This is a genomic window from Mesorhizobium sangaii, from assembly GCF_014207355.1.
In the GTDB taxonomy this organism is placed as follows: domain Bacteria; phylum Pseudomonadota; class Alphaproteobacteria; order Rhizobiales; family Rhizobiaceae; genus Mesorhizobium; species Mesorhizobium sangaii.
The window spans coordinates 392,621-411,741 of sequence record NZ_JACHEF010000006.1 but is presented as its reverse complement, the minus strand read 5'-3'; the positions used below and the strand labels follow the sequence as shown (position 1 = coordinate 411,741).

Genomic DNA, 19,121 nt, shown 5'->3' with positions numbered 1-19,121 from the left:
CGGCGCTGTTGGGACAAGGACAGGGACAAAGAGCGCGGCGAACTCAACGGACGAAGAACACGATGACAGCGACCATGAATGCCGACACCGGACGCCAGCGGACGCGCATCGCCTTGTTTCTCGCCGTCGCCATGGCTGCCACAGTGGGCTCGGCGCTCGGCTTCCAGTATCTCGGCGGCTACATCCCCTGCCACCTCTGTCTCGAACAGCGCACCCCCTACTACATCGGCGCGCCGCTGATGCTGCTGGCGGTGATTGCATCCACGCTGCACGCGCCGGCGTGGCTGACGCGCGGCCTGCTGGCCATAGGCGGCCTGCTGATGCTCTACGGCCTCTATCTCGGTGTCTATCACTCCGGCGTCGAATGGCAGTGGTGGGCCGGCCCGACCGATTGCACCGCGGGCGCCGGACCGGTGGACACCGGCGGCAAGGGCGTGCTCGACGCGCTCGACAAGTTCGTGCCGCCCTCCTGCGACAAGGCGGCGCTGCGCATCCTCGGCCTGTCGCTGGCCGGCTGGAACGCCATCGCCAGCCTCGTCCTCGCCGCCGTCGCCTTCCGCGGCGCCCTCACCCGCGACTGACCTGCCGCAAAATCATTTTGCGCCGACGCGAGATGGTTCAAGCGCGAAATGGTTCCAAGAATTCGGCAGGCCGAGTCGAATGAAGTGATTTTCGAGAACCGGAGCGGAGCGTACTGAAGTACGTGAGCACCGGAAGCGCAGAAAATCGCTTCAGGCGGCCGGCCTCCCGAATTATCGAACCATCTCAAGGTTCCAGTTCGACATCCCAGTACAGATAATCCATCCAGCTTTCATGCAGATGGTTGGGCGGGAACAGGCGGCCGTTGTTGTGCAAATCGTGCACCGTCGGCTGGAAGGGTTTCTGCAGCGGCCACATCTTGGCATGCGCCGGCATCATGCCGCCCTTCCTGAGATTGCAGGGCGAACAGGCGGCAACGACATTCTCCCACGTCGTGGCGCCACCGCGATGGCGGGGGATGACGTGATCGAAGGTCAGGTCCTCCGGCGTGCCGCAATACTGGCACTGGAAGCGGTCGCGCAGGAAGACGTTGAAGCGGGTGAAGGCCGGGTGCCTGGATGGCTTCACGTAGGCCTTCAGGCTGACGACGCTCGGCAGCTTCATCGAGAAGGTCGGCGAGGAGACAGCGTGCTCGTATTCGGCGACGATGTTCACCCGGTCGAGGAACACCGCCTTGATGGCATCCTGCCAGGACCAGAGCGACAGAGGATAATAGCTGAGCGGACGGTAATCCGCATTCAGCACCAGTGCTGGAAGCCCATCCGGAGATACGGCGACCGTCACGTGTTTACCTCCTTGGTTCTAGACCCGAACGGCGCGGATACTGTAAGCCTGACATGACAGGGATGTGAAGCGGATTGTCGCGTCGCTGAAGCGCCAAAAATGCGTGATTTTCATGCCTTTTTACGGATTAAGCCGGCGGCGCCGCGTCCCGCCCTCTGGTTTCGCGATAATAGGACCAGAAAAGCCGCGATGCGACACCTCGCCACGGGCTCCATGATTCGGCCAGTGCGATCAGTGTTTTCTCCGGCGGACGCGGCTCGATGCCGAGCGCGTGACCGACCGCGCTCTGCAAGGCGACGTCGCGCGCCGGAAAAATGTCGGGGTGGCCGGCGGCGAACAAAAGATACACTTCCGCCGTCCATGGGCCGATGCCGGACACCGCCGTCATCGTCGTGATCGCCTCCTGGGCATCGAGCGAACAAAGGTGATGGAGGTCGAGGCCGTCGAACACCGCCTGGGCAATGGCGATCAGGCCGCGCTGCTTCGGCCGCGACAGGCCGGCCTCGCGAAACATGTCTTCGCCGGCGGCAAGTATCGCCTGCGGCGTCAGCGGATCGACGAGTTTGGTCAGCCGGCCGAAGATCGCATCGGCGCTGGCGCGGGACACTTGCTGCGAGACGATGATCGAGGCCAGGCTCCGGAACCCGGGCTCGGAAAGCCGCAGCGGCACCTCGCCGGCCATGCCGCGCACCTTTTCCAGGCGCGGATCGATCACGCAAAGCGCGTCGAGCCCCCGGGCAATGTCGTCTGATGTGGCGATGCGCTGCATGTTTCTTGTTCCTTGACCCTCGACAGGGTAGCAATTGGCGAAGCGCCGCAAAACCTGATTGCCGCCGGACAAATGACACTCCTGACATTCCGCTTCGCCCCCAGCCCCAACGGCGACCTGCATCTCGGCCACGCCTATTCGGCGCTGCTCAATCAGAAATTGGCGGATGCCGCCGGCGGCCGCCTGCTGCTGCGCATCGAGGATATCGACACGACGCGCTGCACGCCGCAATTTGAGGCCGGCGTGCTCGCCGATCTGAAATGGCTGGGGCTTGGCTGGGAACAGCCGGTGCGCCGCCAATCCGAGCACTTCGCTGAATACGAGACGACGCTTGACCGGCTGATTCGGGATGAACTCGTCTATCCCGCCTTCATGAGCCGTGGTGAGATCCGCGCCTTCATCACCGACAGCGAAGAACGCGGGCGCGACTGGCCTCGCGATCCCGATGGCGTGCCGCTCTACCCCGGCGCCGATAAGGCGCTGCCGGTGAAGGAACGCAAGCGACGGATCGCCGAGAACGCGCCTTTCGCCTGGCGGTTGGATATCGACGCCGCCGTGGCAGGTGCCGGCAAGGACCTGTCATGGGCCGAATTCAGCGATGAGACGCTCGTCGCGACACGGGCGATCGAAGCCCGGCCCCAGGACTGGGGTGATGTGATCGTGGCGCGCCGCGACATCCCGACCAGCTATCACCTCGCCGTCGTCATGGACGATGCCCTGCAAGGCATCAGCCATGTCGTGCGCGGCCAGGACCTGTTTTCCGCTACCGGTGTCCAGCGCCTGCTGCAGGAACTCCTCGGACTGCCGCAACCGGCCTACTTCCACCATCGCCTTATCCTTGGACCGGACGGACGAAAGCTGTCCAAGAGCCTCGGCGACACCGGCCTTGCCGCCTTGCGCGATACCGGCGCAACGCCGGAGGACGTCAGGCGGATGGTCGGGCTTTGAGCCTGGCGAGGCAGAGAAACCGCGTGGCGAATTCGGGTCACGTCGGTTTGAAGTTTGTCCCGTCGTCAACCGCCATCAACCGACTGTCGCGTGACGGTCAAAATTTCTGTATGCTTGCCGCCAAGCGGTGGAGGCTTCCATGAAGCGACATCTGACTGACGAAGAAAAGGCGCGCGTTCGCGACAGCCTGACGGCAATCGAGGGCGCCAGATACCCGGACCATATCGTTTCGGTCATGGTGAACAACGAGACCGACGACAACGGCGATCCGGTATGGTCGGTGGTCAAATCATGTGACGATAGGGAAGCTGTCTATGGGCACAGCCCGCTTATCAAATGGCCGGGGTGCAGCTGGTAGCAAAAAATCAGTCCCCGAAATTTCAAACTGAGCCGAATTCGCCGTCGATTGAATTCCGGTGATGTATGGATCAATCGTTTCGTTTTGCGCGCCGGCTTGAACCGCATTAGAGCAGCGCCACGATCAACTCTCCCCAGGGCGGCGGTCTCCCGAACATGCAAAGCATCAAGCGGTTCATTCCCGCCACCTTCGTTGTCCTGTGGGCAACCGGCTTCATCGGCGCGCGCTACGCCATGCCATGGGCCGAGCCGTTCACCTTTCTTGCCGCGCGTTTCGTGCTGGCTGCCATCCTGCTGGCCGTCCTGATGCTCGTGCTGGGGTCGAAGAGAGCCACCCGCACTGAAGCGCTGCACGCCACCGGCGCTGGCATCCTGATGCACGGCGTCTACCTCGGCGCCGTCTTCTGGGCCATCCACAGGGGCATGCCGGCCGGCTTTTCGGCCCTCATCGTCGGCCTGCAGCCGCTGATCACGGCCGTGCTTGCCGGCAAGTTTCTCGGCGAGGCGATCCTGCCGCGTCACTGGGCCGGGCTTGGCATCGGCCTCATCGGCATCGTCATCGTGCTATGGCCGAAGCTGGGCGCGCTTGGCGGAGGCGTGACGGCGGCGACGTTGATCGCCTCGCTTGTCTCGGTGCTCGGCATGAGCGCCGGCACTATCTGGCAGAAGCGTTTTGCCTCTGGCGGCGACCTCGTCGCGGCGACCATGTGGCAATATGTCGGCGGCGCCTCTTTGATGATCCTGGCTTCGCTCGCCTTCGAAACACGCACCGTCGTCATCAACGGCGAATTGATCTTCGCCATGGCCTGGCTGGTGCTGGTGCTGTCGCTCGGCGCCATCTTCCTGCTGATGGTGATGATCCGCGACGGCGAGATGTCGAAAGTGGCCTCGCTGTTCTACCTGGTACCGGCGGTTACGGCCTCATCGCCTGGGCCTTGTTCGACGAGCAGCTCAACGCGCTGCAGATTGTCGGCATGGCGATCACGACATTCGGCGTTGGCCTGGCAACGGCACGACCGGCCAAGCCTCAGTCCGTCAATCAACCGACTCGGGCGCGCGCCTCCAGATAGCGGCTGATTGCGGCATTGAGTTCGCCGCCGAGGATGAAGATTGCCGAGAGCATGTAGAGGAAGACCACCGCGATCATGATCGAGGCGAGGCCGGCATAGGTCGTCACATAAGACGAGAAGTGATCGAGATAGGTGGCGAAGACGGTCGAACCGACGAGCCATGCCGCCAGCGTGAAGATGATGCCCGGTACGATCGAGACCAGGCGGCGCCTGCCCGCCGGCAGCCAGAAATGCACGGCAAACAATCCGCCGACGATGACTGCCGAGGCGATGACATACCGCCATAGCGTGATCGTGCCCATATAGGGCTTGATGCCTTCGATATGGGCTTCGGCGAGCCGCGCCAGCAGTGGCGCGAACACCAGGAGCACGCTGATCGCCAGGAAACCGGCCGTCGCGATCAGAACGAAAATGATGCTCTGCACCCGGCGGTAGATGATGCCGCGCGTTTCCGAGACGCGATAGGCGCGGTTGAGCGATGTGCGCAACGCCTCGATGCCGTTCGAGGCAAAGTAGGCGGCAAGCAAAACGCCGTAGGTCAACAGGTCGGTGCGCCTGACGGTCAGCACATTGAGCACCTCGCGCGCGATCGGCTTGGCGATCTGCTCGGGCCAGGTGTCGAAGACAAGATGCACCGCCGTGTCTGAGAATGCCTGCGCACCGAGGAAGCTCGCTAGCGTCGTGGCGAAAATCAGGAATGGAAACAGCGCCATCAGCGAGGTGATCGCCAAATGGCTGGCCATCGCCCAGCCGTCATCGGTGTTGAAATGGCCGAGCGCGTCGTAGAGCACGCGGCGCAGGGCGACAATATTCCGCAGCAAGAACCCGCGCTCCCTTCGATTGTCTCGACGCCGCGAATATGGGAAGGGATTGCGGCAAATGGCAACCCTTGGCGAAACCATGAACAGTCCGGCGCAAGCGTTGCGCTCGATCATCGTCACCGGCGCCTCTTCGGGAATAGGCGCCCACTGCGCCCGCGCGTTGAAGGCGGAAGGCTGGCGGGTGTTCGCGACGGCACGCAAGCCGGAGGACATCGCCGCACTCGAAGCGGACGGCATCGAGGCCTTCTATCTCGACTACAGTCAAGCCGCATCCATTGAAGCACTGGTCGCATCGGTTCTGGATCGCACAGGCGGCCGGCTCGACGCCTTGTTCAACAACGGCGCCTACGCGCAACCCGGCGCCGTCGAGGACCTGCCGGTGGCCGCGCTCAAGCAGCAATTCGAGGCGAATTTCTTCGGCTGGCACGACCTGACCCGGCGGCTGGTGCCGGTGATGCGCCGCCAGGGCCATGGCCGCATCGTCCACTGCTCGTCGATCCTCGGCCTCGCGCCGGTGCGCTTTCGCGGCGCCTATTCGGCTTCGAAACACGCGCTGGAGGGTTTGATGCTATGCCTGCATCAGGAACTTCGAGGCAGCGGCATCCATGTCTCGCTGATCGAACCCGGGCCGGTAACGTCGAAGATCGCCAGCAATGCGCTGCCATGGTTCCTGGAGAACATCGACCACGAGAATTCGGTCCACCGCCTCGACTATGAGGCGCAACTGGCAAGGCTGCGGGCCGGCGGCAGCCAATCGGCACTGAAGCCGGGGCCGGAAGTGGTTCATGCGGCGCTGCGCCATGCGCTTCTGTCGCGGCGCCCGCGCCCGCACTATGTGGTAACAGTGCCGGCTAAGATCGGCGCGGCTCTCAAACGCATCCTGCCTGCATCGCTGCTCTACCGCTTCCTTGCCAAACGCGCCTGAACCAACCGAACTGGGAACACACCATGGCAACCGTCTTCAACATCCTCGCCATTCTGGTCATGGTCGCCGTGGTGATCGTGCTCGTTCGCGGCCTCGTCAACATGATGCGTGGCGGGTCCGGCGTCACCTCCAACAAGCTGATGCAGGCGCGTGTTCTGCTGCAGGCCGTGGCGCTGGCGCTGATCCTGCTGGCGGTGTATTTCACCCGCAAGTGAGGCCGTTCGGGAGGCGATGTGGTCAAACTCAACAAGATCTACACCCGCACCGGCGATGATGGCACCACCGGTCTCGGCACCGGCGAACGGCGGCTGAAGTCCGATCTGCGGGTGGATGCCTACGGCACGGTCGACGAAGCCAATGCCTGCATCGGCCTCGCCCGGGTTCACACAGCGACAACCCACCCGACGATCGACGCCATGCTTTCCCGTATCCAGAACGATCTCTTCGACCTCGGCGCCGATCTCGCCGTGCCCGATGACGGCAAGCCGCTCGGCTATGAGCCGCTGCGCATCATCGCCACGCAGACCGACCGGGTCGAAAAGGATATCGACCTGCTCAACAAGGATCTTCAGCCGCTCAGATCCTTCGTGCTGAATGGCGGCACGCCGGCCGCCGCCGCCCTCCATCTCGCCCGCACCGTGGCGCGGCGGGCCGAACGGCTGATGGTGGCCCTGGCGTTGGACCCCAGCGAGCACGTCAACCGCGACGGGTTGAAATACATCAACCGCGTCTCGGATTTCCTGTTTGTCGCCGCCCGGGCGGTCAATGACAATGGAAATGGCGACGTGCTATGGGTTCCCGGCAAGAACCGCTGAACTGTCCGAAAGCGCGAGGGGGCCAGGGGACCGATGTTCATCCCGCTTTACGACACCAACAGGCTGCGGCACATCCGCCTCCAATATGTGACGATCGGGTTGATCGTGGTCAACGCCCTGGTCTACTTCGCCACCGCGCTCGGCGGCGAGAATTTCTCCAATGCCGCCGTGCTTGGCCTTGGCTTCATCCCGGCCGTTGTCCATGACACCGCGGAGCTCGATCCTCGCTTTGTCGTCGTCCCCGAAAGCCTGAGCTACCTGACCTATTCCTTCCTGCATGCCGACATCTTCCACCTCGGCGGCAACATGCTGTTCCTGTGGGTGTTCGGCGACAATGTCGAGGACGCCCTCGGGCACGTCCGCTACCTCATCTTCTACCTGTTGTGCGCGATCGCCGGAGCCGCCTTCCAGGGCCTCATCGCCTGGGATTCGCAGGTGCCACTGATCGGTGCGTCCGGCGCCATCGCCGGCGTGGTCGTCGCCTATCTGATCCTTTATCCTCGCGTGAAGGTATGGGTGCTGGCCTTTGCCCGCATCCCGCTGCGCATTCCGGCCTTCATCCCGCTGGTCCTGTGGGTGGCGTTCCAGGTGGTGATGTTTGCCGCCGGCGGCGAGGACCAGATTTCATGGGCCTGCCACATCGGCGGCATCATCGCCGGCGCCATTCTGGTGCTTGTCTTGCGCAGCCGCGGCGTGCCGCTGTTTGCCGGCCCCGACGAGGATGTCGCTGTCGCTCCCGCTGACCAGCCTGCCGTTGCGGCCGAACCGGTGACCCCCGACCCGCCTGCCGCAACGCCGCGCTGGGGGCGAGGAAACGCTTCCAGTCCGGACTGAACCGATTTGAGCGGCTTGCAGCGTATTGACGTGCAGGGTTGCCGCAACTACGGAAACGTCTCCGTCGCAGCCTAAGGCGGTCAAAGACCAGAATTTCCATCCGGAATGTCGGCTTTCGACAACTCAGAAAGGGCGCAGGCTGTTATAGCGCGCCTAATTATCTTGAAGAGGTGACAGGCAATGAAGATCCTTGTGCCCGTAAAGCGGGTTGTGGATGCGAACGTCAAGGTTCGCGTGAAGGCTGATGGTTCGGCGGTGGAACTCGCCAACGTCAAGATGGCGATGAACCCGTTCGACGAGATCGCGGTTGAAGAGGCGATCCGGCTGAAGGAGGCCGGCAAGGCCGAAGAGATCATCGTCGTTTCGATCGGCCCGCAGCAGGCGCAGGAAACCTTGCGCACCGCGCTTGCCATGGGTGCCGACCGCGCCATCCTGGTCAAGACCGACGAACAGACCGAGCCACTCGGCGTCGCCAAGGTGCTGAAGGGCGTCGTCGACGCCGAACAGCCCGGCCTCGTCATCCTCGGCAAGCAGGCGATCGACGACGATTCCAACCAGACCGGCCAGATGCTGGCGGCCCTGCTTGGCTGGGCGCAGGGCACCTTCGCCTCCAAGGTGGTGCTCGACGGCGACAAGGCCAAGGTGACGCGCGAAGTCGACGGCGGCCTGCAGACGGTGGAGCTGAAAATGCCGGCGATCGTGACCGCCGACCTTCGCCTCAACCAGCCGCGCTATGCCTCGCTGCCCAACATCATGAAGGCCAAGAAGAAGCAGCTCGACGAAAAGACCCCGGCCGACTACGGCGCCGACGTCAAGCCGCGGCTGAAGGTCATCAAGACCGAGGAGCCGAGCGGCCGCAAGGCAGGCGTCAAGGTCAAGAGCGTCGCCGAACTGGTCGACAAGCTCAAGAACGAAGCCGGCGTTTTGTAAGCGATCGGGAAAGGAACACGAAAATGGCTATTCTTCTGATTGCTGAACACGACAACGCCACCCTTTCCGACCAGACCGCCAAGGCGCTTTCCGCGGCCCTGCAGATCGGTTCGGACGTGCATGTGCTGGTTGCCGGCAAGGGCGCCAAGGGTGCAGCCGATGCCGCCGCCAAGCTGAAGGGCGTGAGCAAAGTACTGCTGGCCGAGGCCGACGAGCTTGCCGAGCGCCTCGCCGAACCGACGGCGGCACTCGTTGTGTCGCTCGCGGGCGGCTACGACACCATCATCGCGCCGGCGACCTCGTCGGGCAAGAATGTCGCGCCGCGCGTTGCGGCCCTGCTCGATGTCGCGCAGGTCTCCGAGATCATCGAGGTCGTCTCGCCCGATACCTTCAAGCGGCCGATCTATGCCGGCAACGCCATCCAGACGGTGCAGTCGACCGACGCCAAGAAGGTGATCACTGTCCGCACCGCCTCCTTCCAGGCAGCCCCCGAGGGCGGATCGGCCGCTGTCGAGACCGTCAAGGCGGCGGCCAACCCCGGCCTCTCCACTTTCGTCGAGAACAAGCTCTCGGAGACCGACCGTCCGGAACTGACTTCGGCCAAGATCATCATCTCGGGTGGTCGCGCGCTGGGCTCTTCGGAGAAGTTCCAGGAAGTCATCCTGCCGGTCGCCGACAAGCTTGGTGCCGCCGTCGGCGCGTCGCGCGCCGCGGTGGACGCCGGCTATGCGCCCAACGACTGGCAGGTCGGCCAGACCGGCAAGGTCGTCGCCCCCGATCTCTACATTGCGGTGGGCATCTCCGGCGCCATCCAGCACCTCGCCGGCATGAAGGATTCGAAGGTCATCGTCGCCATCAACAAGGACGAGGAGGCACCGATTTTCCAGGTCGCCGACTACGGCCTCGTCGGCGACCTCTTCGTCATCCTGCCGGAACTGCAAAAGGCGCTTTGACGCTCTCTGCCAAAGCGTATTAAATAGTGAAGGGTGGGGTAGACGAAGTCGCCCCGCCCTTTTAGTTTGCACCGCACAAAAAAGCAGGCCGCAAAGGCCTTTTGACGGGATCGGTGTAATGAGCAAGATCGAGACGATCGGCATCATCGGCGCGGGCCAGATGGGCGGCGGCATCGCCCATGTCTCCGCCCTTTCGGGCTACAAGGTGCTGATCTACGACATATCGCCCGACCGCATCGAGAAGGGTATCGCCACCATCAGCGGCAACATGGCCCGCCAGGTGGGGTCAGGCAAGCTCGACGAGAAGGTGCGCAACGAAGCGATGGCGCGCATCGCCTCCGCCCCGGCGATGGCCGATCTTGCCGGCGCCGACCTGGTGATCGAGGCAGCGACCGAGGACGAGACTGTCAAGCGCAAGATCTACGCCCAGCTCTGTCCGCAGCTCAATCCCGAAGCCATCCTGGCGACCAACACCTCGTCGATCTCGATCACGCGGCTTGCCGCGCAGACCGACCGGCCGGAACGTTTCATCGGCATCCATTTCATGAACCCGGTGCCGCTGATGAAGCTGGTCGAGCTGGTGCGCGGCATCGCCACCGAGGACCAGACCTTCGAGGCGGCGAAGACCTATGTGAAGCAGCTCGACAAGACGATCACGGTCTCGGAGGATTTCCCGGCCTTCATCGTCAACCGCATCCTGCTGCCGATGATCAACGAGGCGATCTACACGCTTTATGAGGGTGTCGGCTCGGTCGACGCCATCGACACCGCCATGCGGCTCGGCGCCAACCATCCGATGGGCCCGCTGCAGCTGGCCGATTTCATCGGGCTGGATACCTGCCTGTCGATCATGCAGGTGCTGCACGACGGCCTGTCGGATTCGAAATACCGCCCCTGCCCGCTGCTGGTCAAATATGTCGAGGCTGGCTGGCTCGGCCGCAAGACCGGGCGCGGCTTCTACGACTATCGCGGCGAGCATCCCGTTCCGACGCGCTAATCAGGTCTGAGGCTGATCGGCCGGGATCAGGAGGCCGCGGCCAGCGGCTCGGGCGGTTCCATCCTGTCGTCCATGACGTCGCCGTCCGGCGCTACGGATACGCAGCCGCGGCCGGCCGCCTTGGCCGCATAGCAAGCGGCGTCGGCCCTGGCGATGATCTCGTCGACTTCGCCGCAACTGGCACCGATCGCAGCCAAGCCGATGCTGGCGCCGATCACGTGAGGACGGCCGTCCCAGGCGAAGTCCAGGCCGCGTATCGCATCGATGATGGATCGCGCCGCGATCTTGGCGCCGGCAGCTGAACCCGATTTCAGGATGACTGCGAATTCGTCGCCGCCCAGCCGCGCGACCATGTCCTCTGGACCAAGCACGCCGCGAATTGCCTCGGCAACCCGCTTGAGCAAGGCATCGCCGGCCGCGTGGCCGCCGGTGTCGTTGACCAGTTTGAAATGGTCGAGGTCAATGAACATGAACTGATGTCCGCTGCCTTTGCCCGAGGTGCCTTCCTTGCGCGCCTGATCGACCAGGTCCTCCATGGCGCGGATGAAGCTCGAGCGATTGGCAAGGCCGGTCAGTGCGTCATGCGCGGCCGCATGGGCAAGCTGACGCTGCAGCGCGCGCGCATCGGTGAAGTCCTGGAAGACGATGACCAGTCCGCAGAATTCGTTTCGCTCGTTGATGATCGGCGACACTACCTGGCGGATGCTGCAGCGCGTGTCGTCGCGCCGGATCAGGACGGCGCGGCTGTTCTGGTCGGCGGGCGCCTGGCCGCCGATGGCCGGCCGGGTGACGCCGATTCTGTGCCCCGTCTCCTCGTCGACCGCCCAGTAGACGTGGCCAAGCATCTTGCCGAGGGCCTCGCCGCCGGCAACCCCGGTCAGCTTTTCAGCAACCGGGTTCATGAAGGTGACGCGGTTTGCGGCATCGGTGCAGATGACTGCATCGCCGATCGACTGCAGCGTCACCCTCAGCCGCTCTTTCTCATCGGCCAGCATCGCCGCCGATACGGTGAGGCGTGCTTCCGCCTCCTTGCGCCGGGTGATGTCGGTCAAGCTGCCGATGGCCCTGACCAGCCGCCCCTCCTCGTCACGCTCGATGGCCTTGCCGCGGTCGAGGATCCATATCCAGTGGCCATCCCTGTGGCGCATCCTGAATTCGGCTTCGAAGTAGGGCGTGTTGCCGTCGAGATGGGCGCGATCCGCCTCGGCGACGGTCTCGCGATCGTCGGGATGGATCATCGTCAGCCAGCGGTTGGGATCGCCGTCGAGCTCGCCATCCTCAAAGCCCAGCATCTTGCCCCAGGTCTCGGAGTACGTCGTCCCGCCCTTGCGCATGTCGAGATCCCAGACGCCCTGGCCGGCGCCGGCAAGCGCGAAATTCCAGCGCGTTTCCGCTTCGGCAATGCGCGCCTCGGCCTGCTTGCGCGCGTCGATGTCCTCGATCTGCGAGACGAGATAGAGCGGACGGCCGCTCCTTTCGTCGCGGATGACGGAGCCCGCAAGATGCGCCCAGACGGGTGTGCCATCCTTCCTGAGATAGCGTTTCTCGAAGTGGAAGGAATTGACCGTGCCCGCTTTCAGACCGGCCATCGTTTCCCGGCCGATCTGGATATCGTCGGGATGCGTGATCTGGAAGAAGGTCAGCGCCTCGATCTCCTCGCGGCTGTAGCCGAGCATTGCGGCAAAGGCCGGATTGGTCTGGAGAATGCGCCCGTCGAGGCCGACAACGGCGATACCGATCGCCGAATCCTCCATGGCGCGGCGGAAGCGCTGCTCGCTCTCGGCGATCTGCCGGCGGTCCTTGCTGATCCGGCCGTTGAACAGGGCGGCGAGGCAAAGCGCACTCGCCGTCACCGCCACCGATATCCGCAGGCAGAATTTCAGCGCCTCGGTGCCGGGATCCAGTTGCGACAGCAGCATAGAGGCTGCCCCCACACAAAGGCCGGCCACGAGCAGCACCAACCCTGCGTGCCCAAAAGATCTTCGGCCGGTCAATCCTCGCCCCATCACGATACGTGCCACCCCCGTGCGCAAACGCATGCTGTCGCGCCGACCTTGGCGGATCGATTTTAAGGAATGGTTGCGTGCGGCGTGCCGGCTCGATCAGTAACCGACAAACAATTGCCGGCATGATTAAGGATCGGTGTGCATGGGTCGCGACTGAGCAATTCCAGGAAAAGTGTGAAGCGGTTTTCCGTCCGGAATTGCGTCAAACAAAAAGATGGAGCGGTTCGGCGTTTCCGTGAACCGCTCCGGGCGCCGCACTACCAGCGCACGAAAAACCGCCCGCCGAGCGCGCCAAGCAGCGCGAGGATCGCGATCGCTATCGTGTACCAGGTGGCGACGAAAAGCGGCGAATCGTCGAAGCAGTGTGCGGCGTAGAAGGTTGCCGCCAGCCCGCCCGCAAGCAGGCCCGCGACCGCACCGGCAAGCACCGGCCGTGTCGGCGCGCCGTAGCGCAGCATCCACAGGAAAATGGCAAGCGGGCCAATGCCGATCAGCGGAATAAAGCCCATGCAGATCATCATGTTGGAGCCGACCATCCTTGTGCCCCAGTCGGCCTCGGGCAAGGCAAACAGCTCAAGAACCACGGCCAAGGCTACCAACAGCGGCGCGGCGATCATCCCAGCCATTGCCCTGCCGGTCGGCGCACCGGGTGTCGACAAGGCGCGGATCAGGGCAAATGCGCTGACGGCAAGGACGATGGTGAAGACGAATTTGGAGAGAAAGCGCATCGTGTGCGCGGCCGCCATGAAGTCGGGGCGTGGGCCGATCGTCAGCAGGAAAACGATGGCCGCTACAACTGCTGCCGCACCGGCGGCCATCCACCAGGCCGATTGCAGCGGCATCGCCTTGCTGCGGGCATCAGCGTCCAGCGCCTTGATGAGATCGTCCGTCCTCATGTCATTCCCGCCCGAATCGCCCCTGCCCGAATCGCTTGGCTATCGCGGCAAGTCCCCGATGCAGCGACACCCGCACCGCCGTCTCGCTGATGCCGAACTTGGCCGCCGTCTCGCCGATTGACCGCCCCTCCACCGACACAGCAGAGACCACCGAACGCTGTGCCGGTGACAGGCCGTCCAATGCCCGATTGATGTCGCGTTCGCTGACGCTCTCCTGTTCCGGCTCGGCGAAGGTCTCGGCGATATCGTCGACATCGATCTCGATGCGCCGTCCGCGCCGCCGGAACGCGTCGATCAGCTTGAAGCGGGCAATCGCATAGACCCACGGCAACACCGGCGCATCCTGGCGCCAAGTATGTCGTTTCACATGAATGGCCAGCAAGGTTTCCTGCACGACATCCTCGGGATCGACCCCGCCCTGCACGATCTTGCGCCTGACAAAACCGCGAACCAGCGCGGCAATCCGGTGCAGAAAGTCGGCGTAAGCCTTTTCATCTCCCGCGATCGCGGCCCGCATCAGCCGGGAAAGCTCGGCCTCATCCTTGCCGGTCACAAGAGTTACTCCCCGATTTTCGCGTCTCGGCGGTGATTTGTTACGTGGCCGGCGAAATAATGTCCAAGCCAAATTACCGGCAAATCACGAAAGTTTGCGCCTCGGCGCTTGATCAAAATCCGCAAGACAATGTTGACTATCCCTGTCAGGTATTGGTAGGTGCAGCCGTGACAGACGCAAGACCCCCGAGATCGAGGACAATGCCATGAAATATGCTCTTTCCACCCTCGTCGGCGCCACCGCGCTGGCAATCAGCCTGATCGCCGGCCCGGCGATGGCGGAAGATGATGGCATCATTGTCTACAACGCCCAGCACGAGAACCTGACCAAGGCGTGGGCCGAAGGCTTCACCAAGGAAACCGGCATCAAGGTCACTGTCCGCAATGGCGGCGACAGCGACTTCTCCAACCAGATCGTCGCCGAAGGCGCTGCCTCGCCGGCCGACGTGTTCCTGACCGAAAACTCGCCAGCCATGGCGCTGGTCGAAAGTGCCGGCCTGTTCGCTCCGGTCGACGCCGACACGCTGGCGCAGGTTCCCAGCGACTATCAGCCGGCCAGCGGCAAATGGGTTGGCGTCGCCGCACGCAGCACCGTCTTTGCCTACAACAAGACCAAGCTGACGGTCGACCAGCTGCCCAAGTCGATGCTGGATCTCGCCGATCCGAGCTGGAAGGGCCGTTGGGCCGCCTCGCCGTCGGGCGCCGATTTCCAGGCCATCGTCAGCGCGCTGCTGCAGCTCAAGGGCGAGGCCGCCACGGCGGACTGGCTGAAGGCGATGAAGACGAATTTCACCGCCTACAAGGGCAACAGCACTGTGATGAAGGCGGTCAATGCCGGTGAGATCGAAGGCGGCGTGATCTACCACTATTACTATTTCGGCGATCAGGCCAAGACCGGCGAAAACAGCAAGAATGTCGAACTGCACTATTTCAAGAACCAGGATCCGGGCGCGTTCGTTTCGATCTCCGGCGGCGGCGTGCTGGCCTCGAGCAAGCATCCGAAGGAAGCCCAGGCGTTCCTCAAGTGGGTGACCGGCAAGGGCGGCCAGGAGATCTTGAAGACCGGCGATTCCTTCGAATACGCGGTCGGCAAGGGTGCAGAGTCCAATCCGAAGCTGGTGCCGCTGGCCGACCTGCAGGCACCCAAGGTCGATGCCACGACGCTGAACTCCAAGAAGGTCACCGACCTGATGACGGCAGCCGGCTTGCTTTAGTTGCCATTCCTCCTAAAAGGACAACCAACCACGCTCCCGCGGGAATTGGCCTTCCGCGGGAGTGATTTTGTTTTTCGAGATGGCATTCGTCGATGACGACACGCTGTGTTCCCGACCGCAATTGTGGTCCTTCAACTGCTGCCGCTGGACGGCACCGGCACGGCGTCTGACCTGATGCAGTCTGCGGTCGATCTCGCGCGCTCGGGCCTGCCTGCGGGCACAGGCCGCAGGGCTCGGCGACGCGCGGCACCCTGGCTGGTCATCGCCGCCCTTTTCGTGTCGCTGCTGGCGCTGCTGCCGCTGGCCTTCATCATCTGGATCGCGGTGCAGACCGGCTGGGAAACAGTCTCGGCTCTGGTCTTCCGGCCGCGTGTCGGCGAGCTTCTGGTCAACACGGTCCTGCTGGTGTTGCTGGCGGTGCCGATCACCGTCGTGCTGTCGGTGGCGCTGGCCTGGCTGACCGAGCGCAGCGACCTGCCTGGCGCCCGGCTCTGGGCCTGGCTGTGCGTGGCGCCGCTCGCCATCCCGGCTTTCGTGCACAGCTACGCCTGGATCACCATGGTGCCCAGGCTGCACGGCCTGTGGGCCGGTGTACTGGTTTCCGTCATCGCCTATTTCCCGTTCCTCTATCTGCCGGTGTCGGCGGCGTTGCGCCGTCTCGATCCCGCCCTCGAGGACGCCGCGGCGGCACTCGGCCTTGGGCCGTGGCGCGTATTCCAGCGCGTCGTGCTGCCGCAACTCAGGCTCGCCATCTGCGGCGGCTCGCTGCTGGTCGGGCTGCATCTGCTGGCCGAGTACGGCCTCTATGTCTTCATCCGCTTCGACACCTTCACCACCGCGATCGTCGACCAGTTCCAGTCGACCTTCAACGGACCGGCGGCCAACATGCTGGCCGGCGTGCTGGTGAGCTGCTGTTTCGTGCTTCTGGGCCTCGAAGTGCTGGTGCGCGGCGAGGAGCGTTATGCGCGCGTCGGCTCCGGCGCCGCGCGGCACCAGCAGCGCACGCCCCTCGGTCGCGCCACCATCCCGTGCCTGGCCGTGCTTGTCGCCACCACACTGCTGGCGCTGGGCGTGCCTTTCGTCACCATCGGCGGCTGGCTGGCCGCCGGCGGCACCGCCGTCTGGCGCTTCGACGAGATCGGCCTGGCGCTCGGCCAGACGCTGTTCCTGGCGCTCGCCGGCGCATTGCTCGCCACCGTCGCCGCCATGCCGATGGCCTGGATCTCGATCCGCGCGCCCGGGCCATTGCAGCGCCTGCTGGAGGGCTGCAACTACATCGTCGGCTCGTTGCCCGGGGTCGTCATTGCGCTGGCGCTGGTCACCATCACGGTGCGCATCGCCATGCCCCTCTACCAGACCTTGTTCACCATCCTGGTGGCCTACACGCTGATGTTCCTGCCGCGCGCGCTGGTCAGCTTGCGCGCATCGATCGCGCAGGCGCCGGTCGAACTCGAGCGCGCGGCTTCCAGTCTCGGCCGGCCGCCGCTGCAGGCGCTGTGGTCGACGACCATCCGCCTGTCGGCGCCAGGCGCGGCGGCCGGCATGGCGCTGGTGGCGCTCGGCATCATGAACGAACTGACCGCCACCCAGATGCTGGCGCCGAACGGTACCCGCACGCTGGCGATGGCGTTCTGGTCCTACAGCGGCGAGATTGATTATGCCTCGGCGGCCCCTTACGCCTTCATCATGGTGGCGATGTCGTTGCCCTTGACCTGGCTCCTCTATGTCCAGTCGAAACGGATGGCCGGACGATGAGCTTTCTCGAAATCAGCGGCCTGCACAAGCACTACGGCCCGGTGGCGGCTCTTGCCGGCGTCGATCTGAGCGTCGTCAGCGGCAGCCGCACGGCGATCGTCGGCCCGTCCGGCTGCGGCAAGACGACCTTGCTGCGGCTGATCGCAGGCTTCGAGGCGCCGGACCAGGGCCGCATCACGCTCGACGGCGAGGTGCTGGCCAAGGACGGCAGCGCGGTGCCGGCGCATCGTCGAGGCATCGGCGTGGTGGCGCAGGACGGCGCCCTGTTCCCCCATCTGACCATTGGCGACAATATCGGTTTCGGCATGGGTCGCGGCGAGGACAAGCGCGCCGAGCGCATCGTCGAACTCGCCTACATTGTCGGTCTCGACAAGGCGATCCTCAAACGCCGCCCGCATCAACTCTCCGGCGGCCAGCAGCAGCGCGTGGCACTGGCCCGCGCCATGGCGATGAAGCCGCGGCTGATGCTTCTCGACGAGCCGTTCTCGGCCCTGGATACCGGCCTGCGCGCCTCGATGCGCAAGGCCGTGGCCGAGCTTCTGGAGGCAGCCGGCATCACCACCATCCTGGTGACGCACGACCAGGCCGAGGCGCTGTCCTTCGCCAGCCAGGTGGCGGTGATGCGCGACGGCAAGTTCTCGCAGGTCGGTACGCCGCGCGAGCTCTATCTCAAGCCGAAGGACAGGATGATCGCCGAGTTCCTCGGCGACGCCATCATCCTGCCGGCAAAGATATCGGGCGGCTTCGCCTATTCTCCGCTCGGCCGCATCGCGGTCGATACACCGGACAGCCGCGATGTCGTCCGCATCATGCTGCGGCCGGAGCAGATTGCCTTGAAGCGCACATCGCGCGAAGGCATGTCGGGCACCCCTGACATGCTGTTCGGCGAAGTGACGGAATCCGAATTCGCCGGCTCGATGTGCACGGTCGCGGTACGGCTCCTGAACAGCGCCGATCCGCCCGACGCCGCCGCGATCGGCAACACGCCGCTGATCCTGCGCAAATCCGGCATGGACGCGCCAACGGTCGGCGAGATCGTCCGGCTGACCGTATCGGGAACGGCGCACGTGTTCGCCTGAACGGTCGAAGGCCTGGCGACACTGCGCCTCGACGCGGCGAGCCGGCTTCACGCCGTGATGCGTTCTCCGGTCTCGCCGGAATAGATCGGCCATTGTTCGAGAAAATCGCAGCCATGCACGACCACGCGCCCGTTGGCGCTGTCGACGAGGATGACCGCGTAGGAGGGTGGCGCCTGCTCGACGATCTCGCTCGATCTGTCGAGGGCGAGCGCGAACCTTGCATGCAGGCCGCGCTGCGCCGAGAACGGAATGCCGGCGACCGTGCCGGCAATGTCGCGATGGACGTGACCGAAGAAGATGTGGCGGACATTACCGTGGCGCTGCAGCAGGCCGAGGAAGCGTTCGGGCTGCTCGAGCGCCAGCGGATCGAGCTGCGGCAGGCCGAGCGCGACCGGCGGATGGTGCATGAAGACATAGGCGGGCCTGCCGGCTGTCTCTTCGAGCCGGGCGTCGAGCCAGGCAAGCCGCCTTTCGCACAATTCGCCTTCGATGCGTCCCTCCACCAGGCAGTCGAGGAACAGCAGCACCTCGTCGGCCATCTGATGAGCCGACTGCACGAAACCGTTCTCATCGACCGGAATTTCAGGAAACGCCGCGACAAGGTTGGTTCGCCGGTCATGGTTGCCCGGCAGCAGCCGCCAGGGCACCGACAGCGCGTTCAGGGCTGTCCTGAGATCGGCATAGCTCTCGGGCGCTCCGGTCTCGGTCAGGTCGCCGGTGAAGACGCAAAGCGCCGCGTCGGCGTGATTTGCGTTGATGTGCGCGATGCATGAAGCCAATCGCTGGTGCAGGTCGACGCCATAACGGCGCTCGCCTTGCCGGCCAAGATGGACATCGGTAACCTGGATAAGTTTCATCGCACGACCGTTTCTTCGAC

At 64.2% G+C, this 19,121-nt stretch carries 20 protein-coding genes and 1 pseudogene; 14 read left to right on the top strand and 7 right to left on the bottom strand.

The features are described 5' to 3' along the window. Positions 1 to 62 precede the first annotated feature (62 nt). Positions 63 to 581 carry a disulfide bond formation protein B gene (locus HNQ71_RS27470; protein ID WP_184876267.1) on the top strand — a complete coding sequence of 173 codons (519 nt, stop codon included), beginning with the start codon at positions 63 to 65 and terminating at the stop codon, positions 579 to 581. Positions 582 to 765: 184 nt separating this feature from the next. On the opposite strand, the gene HNQ71_RS27465 is transcribed toward HNQ71_RS27470, so the two are convergent. Both HNQ71_RS27465 and HNQ71_RS27460 read right to left on the bottom strand, forming a co-directional pair. After that, a complete protein-coding gene (locus HNQ71_RS27465) occupies positions 766 to 1,323 on the bottom strand; it encodes an HNH endonuclease (RefSeq protein ID WP_006328497.1) in 558 nt (185 codons plus the stop codon). A gap of 127 nt (positions 1,324 to 1,450) precedes the next feature. Then, a complete protein-coding gene (locus tag HNQ71_RS27460; protein ID WP_184876264.1) occupies positions 1,451 to 2,092 on the bottom strand; it encodes a DNA-3-methyladenine glycosylase family protein in 642 nt (213 codons plus the stop codon). Between the two features lie 72 nt (positions 2,093 to 2,164). On the opposite strand from HNQ71_RS27460, the gene gluQRS reads away from it, so the two are divergent. From gluQRS to HNQ71_RS27445, 3 genes and pseudogenes are all read left to right on the top strand, one after another. Beyond that, a complete protein-coding gene (gluQRS, locus tag HNQ71_RS27455) occupies positions 2,165 to 3,040 on the top strand; it encodes a tRNA glutamyl-Q(34) synthetase GluQRS (RefSeq protein WP_184876262.1) in 876 nt (291 codons plus the stop codon). Between the two features lie 139 nt (positions 3,041 to 3,179). Further along, entirely contained in the window at positions 3,180 to 3,398 is a 219-nt protein-coding gene (locus tag HNQ71_RS27450; RefSeq protein ID WP_184876261.1) for a hypothetical protein, read from the top strand. A 155-nt stretch (positions 3,399 to 3,553) separates the two neighbouring features. Continuing rightward, positions 3,554 to 4,467: pseudogene (locus tag HNQ71_RS27445) on the top strand (DMT family transporter). Here HNQ71_RS27445 and HNQ71_RS27440 read toward each other — a convergent pair. Further along, entirely contained in the window at positions 4,437 to 5,288 is an 852-nt protein-coding gene (locus HNQ71_RS27440; protein ID WP_184876259.1) for a YihY/virulence factor BrkB family protein, read from the bottom strand. The pseudogene HNQ71_RS27445 and the gene HNQ71_RS27440 overlap by 31 nt on opposite strands. Before the next feature lie 58 nt (positions 5,289 to 5,346). On the opposite strand from HNQ71_RS27440, the gene HNQ71_RS27435 reads away from it, so the two are divergent. From HNQ71_RS27435 to HNQ71_RS27405, 7 genes are all read left to right on the top strand, one after another. Beyond that, entirely contained in the window at positions 5,347 to 6,213 is an 867-nt protein-coding gene (locus HNQ71_RS27435) for an SDR family oxidoreductase (RefSeq protein ID WP_184876257.1), read from the top strand. Positions 6,214 to 6,236: 23 nt separating this feature from the next. Continuing rightward, positions 6,237 to 6,428 (top strand): twin transmembrane helix small protein, encoded by a 192-nt coding sequence (locus tag HNQ71_RS27430; RefSeq protein ID WP_184876255.1) that lies wholly within the window; start codon positions 6,237 to 6,239, stop codon positions 6,426 to 6,428. Positions 6,429 to 6,446: 18 nt separating this feature from the next. After that, positions 6,447 to 7,028: a cob(I)yrinic acid a,c-diamide adenosyltransferase gene (locus HNQ71_RS27425; RefSeq protein ID WP_184876253.1), complete on the top strand. Its 582-nt coding sequence runs from the start codon at positions 6,447 to 6,449 to the stop codon at positions 7,026 to 7,028. A gap of 33 nt (positions 7,029 to 7,061) precedes the next feature. Then, positions 7,062 to 7,862, top strand: a complete 801-nt coding sequence (locus tag HNQ71_RS27420; protein ID WP_184876251.1) for a rhomboid family intramembrane serine protease — start codon at positions 7,062 to 7,064, stop codon at positions 7,860 to 7,862. 180 nt (positions 7,863 to 8,042) lie between these two features. Continuing rightward, positions 8,043 to 8,792: an electron transfer flavoprotein subunit beta/FixA family protein gene (locus HNQ71_RS27415; protein ID WP_184876249.1), complete on the top strand. Its 750-nt coding sequence runs from the start codon at positions 8,043 to 8,045 to the stop codon at positions 8,790 to 8,792. 23 nt (positions 8,793 to 8,815) lie between these two features. Beyond that, a complete protein-coding gene (locus HNQ71_RS27410) occupies positions 8,816 to 9,745 on the top strand; it encodes an electron transfer flavoprotein subunit alpha/FixB family protein (RefSeq protein ID WP_184876247.1) in 930 nt (309 codons plus the stop codon). A 118-nt stretch (positions 9,746 to 9,863) separates the two neighbouring features. Then, positions 9,864 to 10,742 carry a 3-hydroxybutyryl-CoA dehydrogenase gene (locus HNQ71_RS27405; RefSeq protein ID WP_095084859.1) on the top strand — a complete coding sequence of 293 codons (879 nt, stop codon included), beginning with the start codon at positions 9,864 to 9,866 and terminating at the stop codon, positions 10,740 to 10,742. Positions 10,743 to 10,768: 26 nt separating this feature from the next. On the opposite strand, the gene HNQ71_RS27400 is transcribed toward HNQ71_RS27405, so the two are convergent. The 3 genes from HNQ71_RS27400 to HNQ71_RS27390 form a co-directional block, all read right to left on the bottom strand. Further along, a complete protein-coding gene (locus HNQ71_RS27400; protein WP_246462161.1) occupies positions 10,769 to 12,661 on the bottom strand; it encodes a PAS domain S-box protein in 1,893 nt (630 codons plus the stop codon). 344 nt (positions 12,662 to 13,005) lie between these two features. Continuing rightward, positions 13,006 to 13,644: an NrsF family protein gene (locus tag HNQ71_RS27395; RefSeq protein WP_184876243.1), complete on the bottom strand. Its 639-nt coding sequence runs from the start codon at positions 13,642 to 13,644 to the stop codon at positions 13,006 to 13,008. Position 13,645: 1 nt separating this feature from the next. After that, positions 13,646 to 14,197: a sigma-70 family RNA polymerase sigma factor gene (locus HNQ71_RS27390; RefSeq protein ID WP_184876241.1), complete on the bottom strand. Its 552-nt coding sequence runs from the start codon at positions 14,195 to 14,197 to the stop codon at positions 13,646 to 13,648. 205 nt (positions 14,198 to 14,402) lie between these two features. On the opposite strand from HNQ71_RS27390, the gene HNQ71_RS27385 reads away from it, so the two are divergent. The 3 genes from HNQ71_RS27385 (at position 14,403) to HNQ71_RS27375 (ending at position 18,244) form a co-directional block, all read left to right on the top strand. Then, positions 14,403 to 15,410 carry an iron ABC transporter substrate-binding protein gene (locus HNQ71_RS27385; RefSeq protein WP_184876239.1) on the top strand — a complete coding sequence of 336 codons (1,008 nt, stop codon included), beginning with the start codon at positions 14,403 to 14,405 and terminating at the stop codon, positions 15,408 to 15,410. A 174-nt stretch (positions 15,411 to 15,584) separates the two neighbouring features. After that, positions 15,585 to 17,165: an ABC transporter permease gene (locus HNQ71_RS27380; protein ID WP_184876391.1), complete on the top strand. Its 1,581-nt coding sequence runs from the start codon at positions 15,585 to 15,587 to the stop codon at positions 17,163 to 17,165. Continuing rightward, positions 17,162 to 18,244: an ABC transporter ATP-binding protein gene (locus tag HNQ71_RS27375; protein WP_184876237.1), complete on the top strand. Its 1,083-nt coding sequence runs from the start codon at positions 17,162 to 17,164 to the stop codon at positions 18,242 to 18,244. Before HNQ71_RS27380 ends, HNQ71_RS27375 begins: the two co-directional genes overlap by 4 nt. Positions 18,245 to 18,291: 47 nt before the next feature. Here the strand turns inward: HNQ71_RS27375 and HNQ71_RS27370 are convergent, their stop codons facing one another. After that, positions 18,292 to 19,101 carry a phosphodiesterase gene (locus HNQ71_RS27370; protein ID WP_184876235.1) on the bottom strand — a complete coding sequence of 270 codons (810 nt, stop codon included), beginning with the start codon at positions 19,099 to 19,101 and terminating at the stop codon, positions 18,292 to 18,294. Positions 19,102 to 19,121 lie beyond the last annotated feature (20 nt).